A 16,132-nucleotide genomic window follows, 5' to 3' on the forward strand; every position below is an offset into this window, starting at 1 on the left:
GAATAGTTTACTCTTATTATGAGTGGTGGAGGGATAGTGCCCTATGAAGCCCGGCAACCGTCACGCAAGTGAAATGGTGCCAAATCACGCAAAGCGAACGCGCTTTGAAAGATGAGAGATCGGATGGACATTCATTCCTAATGAAAACGTCAAGCCTTTCTGCCGTCTGCGGGAAGGTTTTTTTCTTTATTCAGCGGATGTCATAGATTTTGTAGAGGTGAAAAGATGATTCGGTTATCAGATGTCAATAAAGAGTTTGGCACCGGTTCAACTCGTATTCGAGCGGTGGATTCCGTGTCGCTTGAAATTGCGGATGGAGAAATTTTCGGTATCATCGGCTATAGTGGAGCCGGGAAAAGTACCATGATCCGTCTGCTGAACGGCCTCGAGATGCCGACCAGTGGGAATGTCTTCATAGGCGGTCGGGAAATGTCGGCAATTCAAGGCAAAGAGTTGAGAGAGGCACGGCAAAAGGTAAGTATGATTTTCCAACATTTCAACTTGCTCTGGTCTCGGACGGTTAAAGAGAATATAGCGTTCCCGCTTGAAATCGCAGGGGTCCGAAAAGGGGATCGCGAACGGAAAGTGAAGGAACTGATTGATCTGGTAGGGTTGACAGGTCGGGAAAATGCCTATCCCTCCGAATTATCAGGTGGTCAAAAACAGCGTGTCGGTATAGCCCGTGCACTTGCCAATGATCCTGAGGTGCTCCTATGTGATGAAGCGACATCTGCTCTCGATCCGGAAACGACAGATTCCATTTTGGATCTGTTAACGAGCATTAATGAGCGGTTAGGGCTGACGATTGTCCTGATTACTCATGAAATGCACGTCATTCGGAAAATTTGCCATCGGGTGGCTGTCATGGAATCAGGGAAGATTGTTGAGATGGGGAACGTCCTGGATGTTTTCCAGTCGCCGCAGGCTGAAATCACCAAACGTTTCGTTTCCCAACTAACGGAGCCGGCCGATGCAAAGCAAGCTTTACGTCATATGAAGAAAGAGATTCCAGCTGGTGAACTGATTAAACTGGTCTTCGTTGGAGAACGGACGGAACAGCCGGTCCTCGCCAGTCTCATCCGAAAGTTTCCGATTGAAGTCAATATTGTGCAAGGCAATATTTCTACGACGCGAGGCGGAGCTTATGGGACACTGATCCTCCAGTTTGTTGGTGAGAAGAAGCCGATTGCCGAGGCGATTCACTATCTTCATGAGCAAGGTGTTCAGACGGAGGTGATCGGCAATGATTGAAGAAATGTTTCCAAATGTGAAATGGGACAAAATGTGGGAAGCGACTATGGAGACTATGTATATGTCAGCCATTTCAACGTTTTTCACATTTGTTTTCGGGATTGCGCTCGGCGTGTTGCTGTTTTTATCAAGTCCTGGGCAGCTATGGAAAAATAGAGCAGTCAACGTCGTGACGGGCGCATTCGTTAATATATTCCGCTCGATTCCCTTCATCATCCTGATCATATTGCTAATCCCATTTACTACTTTACTCGTCGGCACGATGCGTGGGCCGAATGCAGCGTTGCCGGCTTTGATCATCGGGGCCGCACCGTTTTATGGCAGAATGGTGTTGATCGCCTTACAGGAAATCGATAAAGGCGTCATTGAAGCTGCCAAGTCGATGGGTGCAAAAACAAGGACGATCATCTTTAAAGTGCTACTGCCGGAATCCATGCCAGCACTAGTCTCAGGTATTACGGTGACCGCTATCGCGCTTGTCGGATATACCGCCATGGCGGGAATCATCGGAGCGGGAGGGCTTGGAAACCTTGCCTATCTAGATGGTTTTCAACGTGGCCGGAATGATGTTACGTTGGTGGCGACCATATTAATATTGATCATCGTCTTCATTATCCAAATCATTGGAGACATGATCGTCAAGCAGTTGGACAAACGGTAATACGTTAGGGAACAACAGGCAACCTTGTTACAGCTTGTAGACAGTCGGATTGAGTGTCGGCAGTTTGTAACGGGTCCCCTGTTCACCATAAATTCTAAACAATAAAGGAGAATGAAGTAGATGAAGAAGTTAATAGCTGGGATCTTATTTGCGATACTTGTCCTATCTCTTGCCGCTTGCGGAACGAAAGATGCGGGGACGAGTGGCCAAGATACAACGGATGCTGGAGAAACAACAGATGTTGGAGAAAAAGCTGAAGATAACACACAAGAAGAAGCGACTAAGCTTGTCGTAGGTGCTTCCAATACACCACATGCGATTATTCTGGAAGAGGCCAAACCGTTATTAGAGGAAAAGGGCATTGAGCTGGAAATTGAAACCTATCAAGATTATGTATTGCCGAACAAAGATTTAGAGGCAAAAGCTTTGGATGCGAACTATTTTCAACATATCCCGTATATGGAAGGTCAAATGGCTGACTTTGGCTATGAATTTGTCAATGCAGGCGCCATCCATATCGAACCGATCGGCGTTTATTCAAAAAAATATAAAAGCCTTGAAGAATTGCCAGACGGCGCAACTATCTTGATCAGTAACTCCGTCGCTGACCACGGTCGTGTGCTTGCTATGCTGGAAGAGAAAGGTCTTATCAAATTGAAGGACGACGTGGAGAAAGTAAAAGCGGAATTGGATGATATCGTGGAGAACCCAAAAAATCTTCAATTCGATCCGAATTATGAACCGGCTCTTATGCCTCAACTGTATAAAAATGACGAAGGCGATGCACTGCTCATCAACTCAAACTATGCAATTGACGCAGGCTTAAATCCATTGGAAGATGCAATCGCACTTGAAGAAACTGACTCCCCTTATGTCAACATCATCACTGTCCGTGAAGGTGATGAAAATAAAGATGCGATCAAAACGTTGGTAGAGGTATTGAAATCAAAAGAGATTCAAGATTTCATCCTTGAGGAGTGGAAGGGCTCAGTCGTTCCAGTAGAATCATAATCATCTTGGCTGTCTCGACCCGGTAACCCGGTGTCGAGACAGTTTTTTGTATTGGCTAATCCTCCTCCACTAGACATTCCATTCGCTGTTTGTTAAAAGTGAAGATTGAAAAATACAAATGTTTTTTACACTATTCCCAAGCCCATAAAGTTGTGTTAAGGTAATTTTGCTCATGAAATAATACAACTGTACATTTGAGGAGGACATATAGTGAAGTGGAAAATTGGTCTGATCGGGAGGATTCTGATTGCCATCGGGTTGGCCGTAGGATTGGGACTCCTCCTTCCGACAATACATGAAGGGCTCGCAACGAACTTTACACGCCTGTTTGCAACATTCAATATGATTTTCGGCGGTTTTCTTAATTTCGTCGTGCCCTTGATCATCATCGGTTTCATCGCGCCGGGGATTGCGAAGCTCGGAAAAGGATCCGGGAAGCTGCTTGGTCTTGCCACTGTGTTTGCTTATCTATCCACCATTTTCGCGGGAATCCTTGCTTTTTTCACGGCAACGTTCATCTTGCCGAACGTTATCCATAGTACAGGTGCTTCTGTCGTTGAAGAGGCAGGGAAGGCTGCTGCGACTGCGTTCTTTGAGTTGGAAATGGAGCCAATCATGGGAGTCATGTCCGCTCTTATTTTAGCCTTCTTATTTGGAATCGGAATGGCCTCAATCAAAAGTGTTTCCTTGCTAGCGGTGTTTGAAGAACTGAATGTCTTGATTGAAAAAGTGATTTCGTACGTCATCATCCCCTTGCTGCCTGTGCATATTTTCGGCATCTTTTTGAATATGACGTATAGCGGAGAAGTCGCGAAGGTGTTATCCGTTTTTGCGTTCGTTTTTGCCATGATCATCGTACTTCATTTGGTTATGCTGACGATCCAATACACGGTTGCGGGTTCACTTTCCAAGCGCAATCCGTTCTTTTTAATGAAAACAATGGTGCCGGCCTATTTGACGGCAATCGGTACCCAATCATCCGCTGCCACCATTCCTGTCACATTGCGGCAAGCCCGTAAAACAGGCGCGTCGGAACGTGTCACTGACTTCACGATCCCTTTATTCGCAACGATCCATTTATCGGGAAGCACAATTACCTTGGTCTCCTGTTCGATCGGTGTCATGCTGATGAATAATATGCCCGTGACATTCAATGCGTACTTGCCATTCATTCTCATGCTTGGCGTCACGATGATTGCAGCTCCGGGCGTTCCGGGAGGAGCCGTCGTGGCTGCCACTGGACTGCTTGCATCGATGCTCCATTTCGACCCGACGATGATCGCTCTCATGATTGCACTCTATATGGCGCAAGATAGTTTTGGGACCGCGACCAACGTGACTGGGGACGGGGCTTTGGCGATTATTGTCGATAAATTCAGCCCAGCAGTCGAGGCATCCGTCGAAGAACCGAAAACGATGGAAGCCCAATAAGAAAGCTTCACCATGCCGACGCTGGATCCGTCGGCATTTTTTTACTGATTTTGATTCTCAATAAGGCTAGTATAAATGAAAATAAAATAATAGGATCATCTCCCCATTACGTATGGCTTGAATTAAAGATGCCGTCAAAATAATGGAATTCTCAATGATTTGCATGAGAAGGGTTTATACGGTAAGATTAGAATGATACTAATTTGGAATGAGTATTCGTTCAACTTGATCATATTGGAGGTATTGGAATGGCAACTTTAGAAATCAAAGATCTTCATGTCGAAATTGAAGGCAAGGAAATCTTGAAAGGCGTCAACTTGACGATCAATACAAATGAGATCCATGCAATAATGGGTCCGAACGGTACAGGGAAATCCACTTTAGCCCAAGCAATTATGGGACACCCGAAATACGAAGTGACTTCCGGAAGTGTGACACTTGACGGCGAAGACGTATTGGAGATGGAAGTGGACGAGCGTGCAAATGCGGGTCTTTTCCTTGCAATGCAATACCCAAGTGAAATCACGGGAGTAACGAATGCTGATTTCCTTCGTTCTGCTATCAACGCAAAACGCGAAGAAGGCGATGAGATTTCTCTTATGAAATTCATCCGCGAATTGGATAGCAAAATGGAACTGCTTGAAATGGATGAAGATATGGCAACGCGTTACCTGAACGAAGGTTTCTCGGGCGGAGAGAAGAAACGGAACGAAATTCTTCAATTGATGATGTTGAAACCGAAATTCGCCATTCTTGATGAAATTGACTCGGGTTTGGATATCGATGCTTTGAAAATCGTTTCCAAAGGCATCAATGAAATGCGCGGCGAAGGGTTCGGCTGCTTGATGATCACTCACTATCAACGTCTCCTGAACTATATTACTCCGGATCATGTTCACGTCATGATGCAAGGGAAAGTCGTGAAATCCGGCGGTGCCGAATTGGCGCAGAAACTGGAAGCGCAAGGATACGATTGGATCAAAGAAGAACTTGGCATCGAAGACGAGACAGTCGGGCAAGAAGCATAAAGGAGGAGACGAGATAAAATGACGGTTGAAACAAAGTTGGCATTGACCGAACAGGATGTCCGCTCCTATTCCGCGAAGATGAATGAAGCAGATTGGATGGCGGATTTCCGCGCAGACGCTTTGGCGAAAGTGGAACAGCTTCCATTGCCAAAGCCAGACAAAACGAAAATCGATAAATGGAATTTCACCGAATTTCCGGTCCATGCGACCGAAGATACGGTTTATCATACACTTGCTGATCTACCGGAAGAAGCAAAGGCTCTAATCGATGAAGAACAGCAGAAAAATATCTATATCCAACATAATAATACGCCTGCATTTGTTTCCTTAAGTGAGGACTTACAAGCAAAAGGCGTCATCCTAACGGATATTTTCACAGCATCCCGCGAACATGGCGAGCTTGTGAAAAAATATTATATGACAGACGGCGTAAAAGTCGATGAACATAAACTGACTGCCCTTCATGCGGCATTGGTCAACGGAGGCGTGTTCGTCTACGTTCCGAAAAATGTCGTCATCGAAGAACCTCTGCAAGTGCTTTTCCTGCATGACAACGAAGAGGTCTCCTTGTTCAACCACGTACTAGTGGTTGCTGAGGCGAACAGCTCGGTCACATATGTGGAAAACTACTTGTCGACAGTCGAAGAAGGCAAAGGAATTGTCAACATCGTTTCCGAAGTATTTGCTGGCGACAACGCTAAAGTTGTTTACGGAGCTGTAGACGTTTTGGCAAAAGGCTTGACAACTTACGTTAATCGTCGCGGAGTAACAGGCCGTACGAGCCGCATCGAGTGGGCGCTCGGACTGATGAACGATGGCAACACAATTTCGGAAAACATCACACATCTTATCGGCGACGGATCTTCCAGTGATATGAAGACAGTAGTCGTAGGTCGTGGTGAACAGAAGCAAAACTTCACTTCCGAAATCGTGCACTGGGGAATGGATACGGATGGATTTATCCTAAAACATGGGGTAATGAAAGAAGCTTCCTCCTCCATCTTCAATGGTATCGGCAGAATCGCGAAAGGGGCGACAAGATCGAATGCGGTCCAAGAATCCCGCGTTTTAATGTTAAGTGAGAAAGCTCGCGGCGATGCGAACCCGATCTTGTTGATTGACGAAGACGATGTAACGGCAGGACACGCGGCTTCAGTCGGACGGGTCGATCCGTTGCAATTGTTTTATCTAATGAGCCGTGGTATTTCACAGAAAGAAGCAGAACGCCTCGTAATTCATGGATTCTTGGCGCCGGTCGTCAGCAAATTGCCGATCGAGAGTGTCAAGAAGCAATTGACGGAGGTTATTGAAAGGAAAGTGCGCTAATGCTCAGTAAAGAGATCCGCAACCATTTCCCAATACTCGATCAGGAAATTAACGGGCACAAACTCGTTTACTTAGATAGTGCCGCTACATCCCAGAAGCCGTTGCAAGTGATCGAGGCAATTAGCAAATATTATAAATACGATAATTCCAACGTACACCGCGGTGTGCACTCCCTCGGGAACCGTGCGACAGAAGGGTATGAAGGGGCACGTGAAAAAGTCCGTAAATTCATCAACGCCAAGTCGACGGAAGAGATTATCTTCATGCGTGGTGCCACGACGGGCCTGAACACTGTTGCCCAAAGCTATGGAGGAGCAAATGTAGGTGAGGGCGATGAGATTGTCATCACTTACATGGAGCACCATTCCAATATCATCCCTTGGCAGCAATTGGCGAAGGAAAAAGGCGCAGTGTTAAAATATATCGACCTCGACGAAGATGGAACATTGTCGTTGGATAAAGTCCGGGAAGCTGTTACGGACCGGACGAAAATTGTCTCCGTCATGTACGTGTCGAACGTCCTTGGCACCATGAACCCAATCAAGGAAATTACGGAGATTGCGCATGCTCATGGCGCCGTCATGGTCGTTGACGGTGCCCAAGCGGCGCCCCATCTGAAGCTTGATGTCCAGAAACTGGATTGCGACTTCTTGGCTTTCTCAGGACATAAGATGTGTGGACCGACTGGTATCGGTGTCCTTTATGGAAAGAAAGAGCTGCTCGATAAAATGGAGCCGATTGAATTCGGTGGCGAAATGATAGACTTCGTCGGTCTCTATGACTCCACGTGGAAAGAACTGCCTTGGAAGTTCGAAGGCGGGACTCCGATCATTGCGGGTGCCATCGGGCTTGGGGCGGCGATTGATTACCTCGAGGAGATCGGCTTGGAGAACATTGAACGGCATGAACATGAACTGGCGGAATATGCGATGGAGCGTATGTCTGAAATTGCAGGCATCACCATCTATGGTCCGCAAGATCCGAAAAAGCGTGCCGGCATCGTCACGTTCAATCTTGAAGAGGTTCATCCTCACGATGTGGCAACAGTGCTGGACATGAACGGCATTGCCGTCCGAGCCGGCCATCATTGTGCGCAGCCATTGATGAAGTGGCTGGATGTATCGGCCACGGCCCGGGCAAGCTTTTATATCTATAACACAGTGGAAGACGTAGATTTCCTCGTGGATGGACTTAAAGCTGCAAAGGAGTATTTCAGCGATGTCTACTAATAAGTTAGATCAACTGTATCGGTCCGTCATTATGGACCATTATAAAAATCCAAGGAATAAGGGAGTTCTCGACAGCAGCAATGTCACGGTCGATATGAACAACCCGACTTGCGGCGATGTCATTCATTTGACTCTTCAAGTGGAAGGTGACATCGTGCAAGATGCGAAATTCGAAGGCGAAGGCTGCTCCATTTCCATGGCATCCGCATCTATGATGACGCAGATGGTCAAAGGGAAGCATGTCGATGATGCTGTGAAAATCGCCCACGTTTTTTCGGATATGATGTTAGGCAAGGAAGTTGATGATTCCCTCGATCTAGGCGATATCGAAGCGTTGTCCGGGGTTGCTAAATTCCCGGCCCGTATCAAATGCGCGACGCTCGCTTGGAAAGCCATGGAAAAAGGTGTCGGAAACGACGCCGAAAAATAAGGGAATGGAGGAAAAAGATAATGGCTAAAAAAATGCCGGAAATCGGCGATTACAAATATGGGTTTGCGGACAAAGACGTATCTGTTTTCCGTTCGGAACGTGGATTGACGCGTGAAATTGTTGAAGAGATCTCTAAGATGAAAGAGGAACCACAGTGGATGTTGGACTACCGCTTGAAGTCCCTCGAAATCTTCTACAGCAAGCCGATGCCACAATGGGGCGGCGACTTGAACTCTTTGAACTTCGATGAGATCACATACTATGTTAAACCTTCCGAAGCGACAGAGCGTTCATGGGATGAAGTTCCGGAAGAGATCAAGCGTACGTTTGACAAGCTTGGTATCCCGGAAGCGGAACAGAAATACCTTGCAGGGGTTTCTGCCCAATATGAATCCGAAGTTGTCTATCATAATATGAAAGAAGATCTCGAAGATTTGGGGATCGTCTTCAAAGACACGGACTCTGCTCTTCGCGAAAACGAAGAATTGTTCAAAAAATACTGGGGCACAGTCATCCCGAACACGGATAATAAATTCGCGGCATTGAACTCGGCGGTCTGGTCGGGCGGTTCTTTCATCTATGTACCACCTGGCGTGAAGGTCGATACTCCGCTACAAGCCTATTTCCGAATCAACTCGGAAAACATGGGGCAGTTCGAGCGTACGCTAATCGTTGTCGACGAAGGCGCAAGCGTTCACTATGTAGAAGGATGTACAGCACCTGTCTATACTACGAACTCACTTCATAGTGCGGTCGTTGAAATCATCATCAAAAAGGATGCGTACTGCCGTTACACGACAATCCAAAACTGGGCGAACAACGTCTATAACCTCGTTACGAAACGGGCGGTCTGTGAAGCGAACGCAACGATGGAATGGATCGACGGCAACATCGGTTCCAAACTGACGATGAAATATCCGGCTTGTATCTTGAAAGGCGAAGGCGCACGCGGTTTGACATTGTCCATCGCATTGGCAGGAAAAGGCCAACACCAAGACGCGGGAGCGAAAATGATGCACTTGGCACCGAATACGTCATCCACGATCGTATCGAAGTCCATTTCCCAACATGGCGGGAAAGTGACATACCGCGGAATCGTCCACTTCGGACGCCGTGCAGAAGGCGCTCGCGCGAACATCGAGTGTGACACACTCATCATGGATAAATTGTCGACATCCGACACGATTCCATACAATGAAATCCTGAACGACAACATTTCACTCGAGCACGAAGCGAAAGTTTCCAAAGTCTCCGAAGAGCAGCTCTTCTACTTGATGAGCCGCGGAATTCCAGAGTTGGAAGCGACTGAAATGATCGTCATGGGCTTCATCGAACCATTCACGAAAGAACTGCCGATGGAGTATGCGGTAGAGATGAATCGTTTGATAAAATTCGAGATGGAAGGCAGTATCGGTTAAACTGTTTATCCGCCATATAGAAAAGAGCAGCTAAACCCAATGGGGAATAGCTGCTCTTTTTTAATCGCTAACGTTAGGAATTAATAAATGTCCCCGCGATTGTCTATCCCGATAACTTTAAGAACACTGTTTTGGTAATCCATTTTGTAAACTATTCGAAAAGATCCCATGCGTAGACGGTACGTTTCATCTACGCCTTTCAGCTTTTTACTATTTCCGGTAGGCGGGGGAGGTCTTGTAACCCTTTCAAAGCGGTGGACTCCCGCCGTTGTATAGCTTTCTCTTGTTTATTCAAAAAGAATATTTGGATTATCGTGTAGAAAACCAAAAATCATATTTCCTTGATACTCTACCCACGTCACCTTTTATACTTGTATTTAAGAAAAGATAAGAAAGGTGAAGAAAATGAATACACCATCAAAAAAAGAAATACTTTCAGTACAACTAATGCTTGGGGTCTCACTGCTTCTTGGTGTAATACCTCCCCTTATTATGTTTTTAATGACGAGGAAAAAAAATTTGTATTACTGTGAATCAAGTCGCAAGGCACTTAACTTCCATTTGACGATTTTTCCATTGTTTATTATCAGCGGTTTTCTTCTTTCATGGGGTAAGTTCGCTGTATTGGCAATAGAAACAGTAATTATCATGTATGCTATTATTCGAATAGCTATTCAAAGACCATACAATTATCCAGCTATTCCCTACATTAAAAGTAAAGTAGAAAATATAGAAAAGAGGTATTCGCATGTCAGGTAATATGTTGACGATTGGACAATTGGCTAAACGAACGGGAGTTACCATACGAACACTTAGGTACTACGATAAAATCGGCTTACTAATACCTACTGATTACAAAGAGGGAGGACACCGACTTTATAGTCTTGAAGATCTCTCACGTATACAGCAAATCCAATCACTTAAGTTTATAGGACTTTCACTTAAAGAAATCGCAGATCTATTAGAATCGAACAATATTGAAGAACAGCAACTTAGTCATTCAATTGCATTCAAAAAAAAGGAACTTATGGCAGAACAAGAGAGAATACTCCGAACGATCGATCAATTAGACTATATGAAAACGATTATCTCAGGCTATGAAACAATTGATGTTAAATTATTTTGCTTCATTATTCACTCAATCCTTTTTGAAGAAGAAAATTTTAATGAATATGGTCAGGTAGAAGGTTCTATTCACAATTTCAAAAGTGAAGAAAGGGCTAATTTAGATAAAGAATACTTTTCAATGTTTATGGAACTAAAAAAACTTGTGGCAAATGAAACAAATCCAGAATCTAATGAAGCAATGAAATATATCAAACAGTTGACAGCTCTTTATAATCGAACGTTATCAAAGGTAGAAACATTTCAAATAAAATCTACTGATCAATTTGATCAACTTAATATACTCAACCCGATCACAGAAAAAGAAAGGAAATTTCTAAAAAATGTATTCGCTTATATGTCAAAGTTAAAAGATTGATATACTCTAACTGAAAAATAGTACCCAAATTATAAAAAAAGAATTTATTCCCATAACTTAGCATATAAGGATAACTTCGATTCGATTTAAGAGATTTACAAAGACTTGAAGAAGTTAATGTTATTTATCAATACATAGCAGTATTTATAATGGTTTTTGCTTTTTTAGGCCATACGTGGCTGTACCAATCGGAATATTGATAGACCTCCTTTTATTTTCGTCGTTATAGTGGCGACTATGTGCGGTATTGGCTGGTGAGTTTAATTCTATTTTATGGCAATAAAAACAATGAATAAATTACTATTCTTGAGAGATAATAAAAATTATTAGTGATACATCATTGGAGGTAGGATAATGAAGGCGAAATGTTTAGCTTTAACATTGGCGGCAGTATTAGTATTAAGCGCTTGTGGAGAAGAAAATGACGCGAATAATTTTAAAGTAGAGGATCCAATGTTTGAGGACGGCGGGGAGAATGATGTAGGTACTTGACATTAAAAAATTTCATGGCTAATATACGTTACAATCGAATAAATACTGCCCAGAACGTCCATACCGGGCGTTCTTTTTATTTGCCTGGAAAAAGAAAAGGTGAGTATTGAAATACATAAAACTGGCTGTTTTCTTAGGCTGCCCCGTTCTTTCACCCGTTTTCGATAAGGATTATTTATGCAATACCATTCACAACTACATACCACAATAGCCAGCAAATGGCACGACTGTTTTCGGGGCTTATGCTATGATAGAACTACTTGATTCATAATAAAGGAGGGATTTCCCATGATCCACGTTGGTTTGACAGGGTGGGGAGATCATCCTGATGTGTATGCTCCAACTTCCACTAAGAAGGATAAATTGATCGATTATAGTGCGCATTTTCCGATTGTCGAGTTGGATTCTTCCTTTTATGCGATCCAGCCTGAACGCAATATCCGCAAATGGATTGCGGAGACACCGGATTCTTTTCAATTCATCGTCAAGGCGTATCAGGGGATGACGGGACATCAGCGGGGGGAGATTCCGTATGAGTCGCCCGAGGAAATGTTCCGGCTGTTCCGTTTGTCGATAGAGCCATTGCGTGAGGCGGGAAAGCTTGCGATGGTTCTAGTGCAATATCCGCCTTGGTTTGATTGCAAGCGGGAGAATGTTGAGCAGATCCGAGAAATTCGGCGTCAGCTGGAAGGCTTTGATATCGCTATCGAATTCCGGCATCAATCGTGGTACTCGGACGGACTCCGTGATAAGACGCTTGATTTCCTAAAGAAACTCGATTTGATCCATACCGTTTGTGATGAACCGCAAGCCGGGGAAGGCAGTGTTCCGTTGATAGCGGTCGCTACGCGCGCGGATAAGGCTTTCATCCGCCTCCATGGACGGAATGCAGCAGGCTGGCGGAATACGACCGGGGATAGTGTGGCATGGCGGAAGATCCGCTATTTATATGATTATACCGATCGCGAGTTGGCGGAAATCCAGCAGGCGGTAAAGAAATTGAAGGACGAGTGTGAAGAGGTTTTTGTTATCTTCAATAATAATTCCGGTGGTCATGCGGCAGAAAATGCCAAGCGTTTTCAAAAGTTGGCCGGTTTGGACAGCCGCGCATTGGCACCGAAGCAACTTGACATATTCGAGGAGGAACCTTGATGGCGTTTTTATTATTGGCATTGATTGGCGCCATCTCGGGCATCATGGGCTCACTTGTCGGCCTTGGCGGGGGGACGATCCTTGTTCCGCTTACTCTGTTCATCGGCATCGACATGGGCTGGATCGAGGGCATCACCCCTCAAAGCGTGGTCGGCCTGTCGGTGATCATGATGATCTTCAATGGGTTGTCTTCGACGATTTCCCATATGAAAGGAGGGACCGTCGATTACCGGACCGGTTGGATTTTCTTTGCAGGATCCGTTCCCGGCACGGTCCTCGGCGCTCTTGTCAATAAAGGGCTGGACTTGCCTTCTTTTAATCTCTATTTCGGCATATTGTTGTTATTGCTGTCCACCCTATTACTGGCAAGGAAATACTTGAAGCCGATTCATTGGTTTGTCGAGCATGGGAAACCGATCACCTTCATGGATAAAGAAGGGGAATCTCATGTGTATGGCTATCCGGTTTGGTTCGCACTTTTGTTGTCATTAGGGATCGGCTTTATGTCCGGACTATTCGGCATCGGCGGTGGAACGATGATTGTACCGGCGATGATTCTTCTATTTTTATTTCCGCCGCATGTGGCGGTCGGCACATCGATGTTCATCGTGTTCTTATCCGCCATCGCCAATTCCGTCTCGCATATTTCCTTGGGCCATGTCCCTTGGCTGTATACGCTGCCTGTCATACCCGGAGCGTATATCGGTGGGATGATCGGGTCTATGTTGAATCAGAAGATGAATTCGGAAACGTTGGTCTTGGTGTTGCGGCTCATGCTGTTATTGTTCGGAGTCAGGTCGATCGTCGACGGAATATGGGGATGAGATATGAAACAGAGAAAAGAGAGTATCCATTTTTATCATACGAATGACATCCATAGCCATTTTGAGAGCTGGCCGCAGATCAGCCGCTACCTTCGTACGCGTAAAGAAGAACACGCCGCCCGAGCGGAAGCCTGCTTCGTTGTCGATATCGGAGATCATGTCGATCGATCCCATCCGTTCACGGAAGGGACGAATGGGTTGGGCAATGTCGCTTTGCTCAATGCCGCCGGATATGATGCGGTGACAATCGGCAATAACGAAGGCATCACGATGTCGAAAAAGGCGTTGAACAGCCTGTACCAAGGGGCCCGCTTCGATGTCATCCTCGGCAATCTATTTGAACTCGACGGGTCCCAGCCGAAATGGTCGAAACCTTATCACATCTACACGACCGGGGAGGGGACCCGGATTGGTATCATTGGGGCGACGGCTCCGTACCCTGTTTTCTACTCGAAACTCGGGTGGGAAATCGTTCCTGGCCGTGAGCAACTGAAAAAGATGGCGGAACAGCTGGAAGCCCAAACGGATATCATTGTCTGCCTGTCCCACTTAGGGGTCAATGAAGATCGGCTGCTCGCCTCGGAATGCAGCCTGATCGATGTCATTTTCGGAGCGCATACCCATCATTTATTCCCGAAGGGGGAATTTATCGGCAGCACGTTGTTGGCTGCTACCGGGAAGTTCGGCGAATATGTCGGAGAAGTGGTCATCGAGTGGGATGTTGGACGGAAGCAGATCGCCCTTAAGCAAGCGTCCGTGCACCGTGCAGACCGGATGGCCATTTCGGACTCGGATGTACAGGAAGTGAATGAGTTGATGGAGGACGGCAAGCGTGCGATGGAAGAGAAAGTGTTCCATAATCCGTACCCACTGAACCAGAACCTGTTCGCCCCGAGCCCGTTATCTTCCTTTTTCGGCCGCGCATTGATTGCTTATACAGATGCAGATTGCGCTATGTTCAATGCGGGAATCTTCCTAGGAAGCTTAGATGCGGGCTGGGTGACGAAAGAAGATCTGCATTCCCTTCTCCCGCACCCGATCAATCTATGTGTCATCACCTTGGAAGGCCACGAATTGATGGACATATACGAGCTCTCGTTAAACGAAGAATGGCCGCATATCGAAATCAAAGGGCTCGGCTTCCGGGGGGCCTTGATGGGTGCGATGATCCATGAGAGGTTGTATAAAAACAAGGCGGGCAAATTGTTTGCGGGCAATCGGGAAGTCGTGCCTGATGGAATCTATAAGCTTGCGACGCTCGATATGTTCACATTCGGTTATTTTTTTCCAACTCTCCAATTCGCGGAAAAAGAGTATTATATGCCTGAATTGATCCGGGATATTTTCGGATGGTATGGTACTGAATATTTTTAAGTTGAGGCTGTTTGAAAAGTTCATTTACCAGGACAAATATCATCAAAAAGCAAGGGCGGCGGGAGGCTCGGCGGTTGGTCCGCGGAAAGCGACCAGAGCCCTTGCTTTTTGCATATTTATCGGTAAAATCTGCTTTCTAGATATCCCCATGTTTTAGCCCTAAACGGATGTATGAACGACTCCTTTCCTGCATATGGTTACAGCAGGAGGAGTCGTTTTTGAGATTTCATGAGGTCAGGCGCAGATCGAAGAAAAAGAAGTGGAAACTATTACCCCTTCTAATCCCTGTGTCTCTAATTGCAATCGCCTTGTTTTTTTATACGGTCAATAGCAGACTTACTCCAATTTATGTAGAATATGCCGAGGTGCAGACGACGAAGATTGCGGCACATGTCATCAGCAAAGCGATCAACTCACGAACTGCCGCCGTCATGGACATCAATGAAATCATCGTCCCGACACCGGATGATCCCGATTTGGTAAAGTTCAATACCGAAATCATCAACATGGCAATGGCGGAAATCCATTCCTTGGTCGAGGCTCATTTGGAACAGGCGGAATCCGGAAACCTCGATATATTGCTGAAGGATGAGGATATTGAATACGACCCGCAAAAGATGGAAAGTCACGGCGGCGTCGTTTTCTTCGTTCCAATCGGGCAGGCGACCAATATACCGTTGCTCGGGAATCTGGGTCCGAAAATCCCGATCCGCTTTCACGTTATCGGAGATGTCAGCGCAACTGTCGAGACGGATATCAGGGAGTTCGGCATCAATAACGCTTATGTAGAAGTGAATATCGCGTTAAAAGTAAATGTACAGATCATTGTCCCTTTGGCAACTCGGAAAAGTGTCATTGAACAACGTATCCCCGTGGCAATCGGTTTGATCCGAGGAAAACTCCCGCATATCTACAATAGTGGAGATGGAAATGCACCCTCTATCGAAATCCCGGTCCCCTTACCTGATGCCCAATAAAGCCTTGATAAATGGCGGGTTTCTTGGTAGGCTGTTATAGTAATG

General features: G+C 45.7%; 16 protein-coding genes, 1 pseudogene and 1 riboswitch. Of the genes and pseudogenes, 16 read left to right on the forward strand and 1 reads right to left on the reverse strand.

Annotation, left to right across the window (positions count from 1 at the left end; translation table 11 throughout):
* The first annotated feature begins 10 nt into the window (after positions 1–10).
* Positions 11–118, forward strand: a riboswitch (SAM riboswitch).
* Between the two features lie 107 nt (positions 119–225).
* The 9 genes from MKY41_RS19600 (at position 226) to sufB (ending at position 9,785) form a co-directional block, all read left to right on the forward strand.
* Positions 226–1,251: a methionine ABC transporter ATP-binding protein gene (locus tag MKY41_RS19600; protein ID WP_340746667.1), complete on the forward strand. Its 1,026-nt coding sequence runs from the start codon at positions 226–228 to the stop codon at positions 1,249–1,251.
* The gene (locus MKY41_RS19605; RefSeq protein ID WP_340746668.1) at positions 1,244–1,912 is read left to right on the forward strand and encodes a methionine ABC transporter permease; all 669 of its coding nucleotides are present in this window, start codon (positions 1,244–1,246) and stop codon (positions 1,910–1,912) included. The genes MKY41_RS19600 and MKY41_RS19605 overlap by 8 nt, the downstream gene beginning before the upstream one ends.
* 120 nt (positions 1,913–2,032) lie before the next feature.
* Positions 2,033–2,923 carry a MetQ/NlpA family ABC transporter substrate-binding protein gene (locus MKY41_RS19610; RefSeq protein ID WP_340746669.1) on the forward strand — a complete coding sequence of 297 codons (891 nt, stop codon included), beginning with the start codon at positions 2,033–2,035 and terminating at the stop codon, positions 2,921–2,923.
* 210 nt (positions 2,924–3,133) lie between these two features.
* On the forward strand, positions 3,134–4,354 hold the full coding sequence (locus MKY41_RS19615) for a dicarboxylate/amino acid:cation symporter (protein ID WP_340746670.1): 1,221 nt from the start codon (positions 3,134–3,136) through the stop codon (positions 4,352–4,354).
* A 248-nt stretch (positions 4,355–4,602) separates the two neighbouring features.
* Positions 4,603–5,382: a Fe-S cluster assembly ATPase SufC gene (gene sufC / locus MKY41_RS19620; protein ID WP_445683362.1), complete on the forward strand. Its 780-nt coding sequence runs from the start codon at positions 4,603–4,605 to the stop codon at positions 5,380–5,382.
* A gap of 18 nt (positions 5,383–5,400) precedes the next feature.
* Positions 5,401–6,708 (forward strand): Fe-S cluster assembly protein SufD, encoded by a 1,308-nt coding sequence (gene sufD, locus MKY41_RS19625; protein WP_340746671.1) that lies wholly within the window; start codon positions 5,401–5,403, stop codon positions 6,706–6,708.
* A complete protein-coding gene (locus tag MKY41_RS19630; RefSeq protein WP_340746672.1) occupies positions 6,708–7,937 on the forward strand; it encodes a cysteine desulfurase in 1,230 nt (409 codons plus the stop codon). Before sufD ends, MKY41_RS19630 begins: the two co-directional genes overlap by 1 nt.
* The gene (sufU, locus tag MKY41_RS19635; protein WP_340746673.1) at positions 7,927–8,367 is read left to right on the forward strand and encodes a Fe-S cluster assembly sulfur transfer protein SufU; all 441 of its coding nucleotides are present in this window, start codon (positions 7,927–7,929) and stop codon (positions 8,365–8,367) included. Before MKY41_RS19630 ends, sufU begins: the two co-directional genes overlap by 11 nt.
* A 20-nt stretch (positions 8,368–8,387) precedes the next feature.
* Complete coding sequence (gene sufB / locus MKY41_RS19640; protein ID WP_340746674.1) at positions 8,388–9,785, forward strand: Fe-S cluster assembly protein SufB; 1,398 nt, start codon at positions 8,388–8,390, stop codon at positions 9,783–9,785.
* Between the two features lie 80 nt (positions 9,786–9,865).
* Here sufB and MKY41_RS20840 read toward each other — a convergent pair.
* Positions 9,866–10,030: pseudogene (locus tag MKY41_RS20840) on the reverse strand (type II toxin-antitoxin system RelE family toxin); the annotation flags it as partial.
* 160 nt (positions 10,031–10,190) lie between these two features.
* Between MKY41_RS20840 and MKY41_RS19645 the strand changes: the two are divergent.
* The 7 genes from MKY41_RS19645 (at position 10,191) to yunB (ending at position 16,087) form a co-directional block, all read left to right on the forward strand.
* Entirely contained in the window at positions 10,191–10,544 is a 354-nt protein-coding gene (locus tag MKY41_RS19645) for a DUF4870 domain-containing protein (RefSeq protein WP_340746675.1), read from the forward strand.
* Complete coding sequence (locus tag MKY41_RS19650; protein WP_340746676.1) at positions 10,534–11,268, forward strand: MerR family transcriptional regulator; 735 nt, start codon at positions 10,534–10,536, stop codon at positions 11,266–11,268. Before MKY41_RS19645 ends, MKY41_RS19650 begins: the two co-directional genes overlap by 11 nt.
* A 354-nt stretch (positions 11,269–11,622) precedes the next feature.
* Positions 11,623–11,760, forward strand: a complete 138-nt coding sequence (locus tag MKY41_RS19655) for a hypothetical protein (RefSeq protein ID WP_340746677.1) — start codon at positions 11,623–11,625, stop codon at positions 11,758–11,760.
* A 288-nt stretch (positions 11,761–12,048) separates the two neighbouring features.
* Entirely contained in the window at positions 12,049–12,912 is an 864-nt protein-coding gene (locus tag MKY41_RS19660) for a DUF72 domain-containing protein (protein WP_340746678.1), read from the forward strand.
* The gene (locus MKY41_RS19665) at positions 12,912–13,736 is read left to right on the forward strand and encodes a sulfite exporter TauE/SafE family protein (RefSeq protein ID WP_340746679.1); all 825 of its coding nucleotides are present in this window, start codon (positions 12,912–12,914) and stop codon (positions 13,734–13,736) included. Before MKY41_RS19660 ends, MKY41_RS19665 begins: the two co-directional genes overlap by 1 nt.
* Before the next feature lie 3 nt (positions 13,737–13,739).
* Positions 13,740–15,110 (forward strand): bifunctional metallophosphatase/5'-nucleotidase, encoded by a 1,371-nt coding sequence (locus MKY41_RS19670; protein ID WP_340746680.1) that lies wholly within the window; start codon positions 13,740–13,742, stop codon positions 15,108–15,110.
* A 218-nt stretch (positions 15,111–15,328) separates the two neighbouring features.
* A complete protein-coding gene (gene yunB / locus MKY41_RS19675; RefSeq protein WP_340746681.1) occupies positions 15,329–16,087 on the forward strand; it encodes a sporulation protein YunB in 759 nt (252 codons plus the stop codon).
* Positions 16,088–16,132: the final 45 nt, after the last annotated feature.

It is taken from the genome of Sporosarcina sp. FSL W7-1349 (assembly GCF_038003045.1).
Classification (GTDB): domain Bacteria; phylum Bacillota; class Bacilli; order Bacillales_A; family Planococcaceae; genus Sporosarcina.

Coding starts and splice junctions, on each gene's coding strand:
- sufC (WP_445683362.1), top strand. CDS start 4,603: ATGGCAACTTTAGAAATCAAAGATCTTCATGTCGAAATTGAAGGCAAG.
- MKY41_RS19610 (WP_340746669.1), top strand. CDS start 2,033: ATGAAGAAGTTAATAGCTGGGATCTTATTTGCGATACTTGTCCTATCT.
- MKY41_RS19670 (WP_340746680.1), top strand. CDS start 13,740: ATGAAACAGAGAAAAGAGAGTATCCATTTTTATCATACGAATGACATC.
- MKY41_RS19600 (WP_340746667.1), top strand. CDS start 226: ATGATTCGGTTATCAGATGTCAATAAAGAGTTTGGCACCGGTTCAACT.
- sufU (WP_340746673.1), top strand. CDS start 7,927: ATGTCTACTAATAAGTTAGATCAACTGTATCGGTCCGTCATTATGGAC.
- sufD (WP_340746671.1), top strand. CDS start 5,401: ATGACGGTTGAAACAAAGTTGGCATTGACCGAACAGGATGTCCGCTCC.
- MKY41_RS19630 (WP_340746672.1), top strand. CDS start 6,708: ATGCTCAGTAAAGAGATCCGCAACCATTTCCCAATACTCGATCAGGAA.
- MKY41_RS19605 (WP_340746668.1), top strand. CDS start 1,244: ATGATTGAAGAAATGTTTCCAAATGTGAAATGGGACAAAATGTGGGAA.
- MKY41_RS19660 (WP_340746678.1), top strand. CDS start 12,049: ATGATCCACGTTGGTTTGACAGGGTGGGGAGATCATCCTGATGTGTAT.
- MKY41_RS19665 (WP_340746679.1), top strand. CDS start 12,912: ATGGCGTTTTTATTATTGGCATTGATTGGCGCCATCTCGGGCATCATG.
- MKY41_RS19655 (WP_340746677.1), top strand. CDS start 11,623: ATGAAGGCGAAATGTTTAGCTTTAACATTGGCGGCAGTATTAGTATTA.
- sufB (WP_340746674.1), top strand. CDS start 8,388: ATGGCTAAAAAAATGCCGGAAATCGGCGATTACAAATATGGGTTTGCG.
- MKY41_RS19645 (WP_340746675.1), top strand. CDS start 10,191: ATGAATACACCATCAAAAAAAGAAATACTTTCAGTACAACTAATGCTT.
- MKY41_RS19650 (WP_340746676.1), top strand. CDS start 10,534: ATGTCAGGTAATATGTTGACGATTGGACAATTGGCTAAACGAACGGGA.